2 protein-coding genes are annotated in these 3,010 nt (G+C 43.3%); both read left to right on the top strand.

Features of this window, described 5'->3' with window-relative positions:
• Positions 1-1,523: type I secretion C-terminal target domain-containing protein (locus L4C33_RS21040; RefSeq protein WP_428814344.1), on the top strand; the 1,523-nt coding region annotated here is incomplete at its 5' end.
• A 28-nt stretch (positions 1,524-1,551) separates the two neighbouring features.
• The coding region (locus L4C33_RS21035; protein ID WP_428814343.1) for an ABC transporter transmembrane domain-containing protein at positions 1,552-3,010 on the top strand (1,459 nt) is incomplete at its 3' end.

The raw sequence follows: 3,010 nt of genomic DNA, 5'->3' as shown, positions 1-3,010 counted from the left end.
GCGATGAAGATAACTATATTTCACTGAGTTCGATGAGCGCAGAGCTTGTCGATCAAGATGGCTCTGAAAATATGTCCTTGAGCTTAAAAGGTGTTCCTGAAGGTGCTGTCATTGCGATAAAAAATGGTTCTAGCTATGAGCTTGTTCCCAATAATGGTGAAGATGGTGGGAACATTGATGGTGTACCAACCTATGAGTGGCAGCTTGACCCAAGCCAACTTAGTAACTTAGTGATTTTACCTCCCCGAGATTTCAGTGGGGACATTGAACTTAGCTTAGAAGCGATCACGCAAGAAATTGGAACTTACGATATTAGTTACACAACCTCTGACTTTATTGTCGGCGTAAATCCTATTGGCGATAAACTTGAGTTTTTTGATATCCCAGAGGAAATAGCTGGCAGTGAGGATGAAGCGATCACTATTCCATTAGATGCGAATAGCTTTGAAACGAACAGCGATGAATTCATTGTTATCTCAATTAAAGTTAATCCAACCTCTGACACTACAGGCCTCGAGGGGCTGGACAGAATTCGTATTGGCTCAACCACAGGCAAGTTTATTAGCCAAATAGATGGCAGTGCGATTGCAACGGTTATAGTCGCAGCGAGTACTGTCGATAAAGTTGAATTCTTTGCAGGTAACGCTTTTGGCAATTTAGATATTACGGTGTCAGGGTTCACCCAGGACTCAAATACTGTGTTGGGGAGCCTAGTCACCGATAACGGTGATGTGACCCAACAAGATATTACGCTCACGATTACTCCTGAACCAGATGCTCCTTTGCTCTCCGTTGAGTACTCATCGATAGTGGCAGAAGCGAGTGGTTCAATCCCACTTGGCCTTGATTTGTCACTAGTGAATCCTTACGTAGACGAATTAGGCCAGGTCACAATCTACGGGCTCCCTAGTAACCTTGAGCTGTCACACGGCAGTGTCGTGAACGGAAACTATGTTGTGGAGCTGGCCGATATACCAAGCTTATCCATTTCCGGTGGATACGCAGGTGCAGACTCTTTTGAGCTTACGGTTGAACCTGCTGCCATTATCGGAACAGATGAAGCTGTCGGTTTATCGTCGATAATTCAAATTGAGCTCGTTGCTGATGGGGACTCCACGATCACGGCGACCACAGATAATGATTTACTAATTGGTGGGAATGGAAACGACACCTTTTCTTTCGATAACTTAGGACTTGGAGTTGTGGGTGACCCGAGTAAAGATGTAGTCAGTGATTTTGACGTGGCGCCAAACACCGACTCTATTGATATTTCCGCTATTCTAAATGGCCTAGATGTTGGAATTGGTAACGGTCGTGGCACTAAAGTGGACGACTATGTGGATCTTTCCGACRCAGATGAAGGTGTCAAATTAGAAATAAAGAAAGACGGCGTGAATGTCGAGCAGCATATTGTTTTACGTGACATTACTTTAAATGATCTGTATCAGGCAGACAGTAGTAGCGCAACAGAAGCTGAAATATTACAAAAAATTATAAATGACAATAACTTAACGGTTAATTGATCAGCGCCAATTTTATAAGGAAGTTAAATTGGAAAGAGATAGAGACAATTGGCTCGCATGTGTAGAGTGGTTATGTGGACATTTTGATGTGCGTTGTCACTCTTCAAAGGTCACTTCAGGCCTACCTTTGATAGAGGGTCAATTGAATGAATTACTATTCCCCAGAGCGATAGAGAAAGCAGGGCTTGAAYTAAGCCATGTTAAGTCGGCATTTCTCTCCAAATGTCAGTTCCCAGTTGTTGGTTTGTCTCGCGATACCTTACAGCCTCTGATAATCATGAAAGACAGTTCAGAGCAATACTTAGTAATAAATCCAGAAAACGGCGTAGAAAAGCAAACAACTTTGGAAGAGCTACTGGAAACGTTATCTGAGTCAATTTGGCAAATTGGTATCAAAGTCAAAGCGGATGCTAGAGTCCAAGATTTTGAAAAGAAAGTCGATAACAATAGCGCAAATTGGCTTTGGAAAGTCGTTCGAGAAGTTAAACCCTGGTATCGAGACCTTTTCGTCGCTTCCTTCATGATCAACGTCTTAGCATTAGTCGTGCCTTTGTTCACCATGAATGTTTACGATCGTGTCGTTCCAAATCAAGCATTTAATACTCTATGGGTGCTTGCTGCTGGTGTGGGTATTGTTGTTATATTTGATTGGGTATTACGAGAGTCTCGTAGCTCTGTTACGGACATGGCAGGTCGGTACATTGACAATAAGCTGTCTGCTCAACTGTTCTCCAAAGTGCTTGGCATGAAGCTAGAGAACCGCCCTCAATCGGTAGGGGCTTTCGCTAGACAGTTACAAGACTTTGATAGCGTGAAAGATTTCTTCACTTCAATTTCTTTGGTTACCTTGGTCGACTTACCATTCACGGTGTTGTTTTTATTGCTCATTGGCTGGTTGGGTGGTGCGATGATGCTTATACCTGTTGCCGTCATGTTTGTATTATTGGTTTTAAGCCTTGCTATGAAAGGGAAAGTTGAACAAAGTTTTGGCGAGACGGCTCGTTTATCTACCCAGCGTCAAGCCCAGCTTTTTGATTGTTTAACAACATTGCCAGATATTAAACAGAATAACGCTGAAGGGGCGATTCAGAAGCGCTGGGAACAAACTGTTTCATCGCTGTCTCAGTGGCAAACTCAATCTCGACACTATTCAAATATAGTGACGCACTCTATACAGTCTAGTCAGCAAATTGTGACGATTACCTTGATCATTTTTGGCGTCTATCAGATTGCCGCAGGCGTTTTGAGTATGGGCGGATTAATCGCTATCGTAATGCTAAGCGGACGAGCAGCAAGTTCTGTTAATCAACTCTCGTTATTAATGCTTCGTTTCCAACAGACCCGTTCTGCTGTTGAAGGGCTCAATCAGATCATGGACTTGCCTCAAGAAGAATCTGAGCACCAAGTCATCGACCGTGGAAGCTTTGAAGGGGGGGTATCTTTCAGTGATGTTTCCTTTTCGTACCCTGATACACAAAGCCCTGTCC

It is taken from the genome of Vibrio makurazakiensis, assembly GCF_050337375.1.
Taxonomy (GTDB): domain Bacteria; phylum Pseudomonadota; class Gammaproteobacteria; order Enterobacterales; family Vibrionaceae; genus Vibrio; species Vibrio makurazakiensis.
This window is presented reverse-complemented; position numbering and strand designations above follow the sequence as displayed.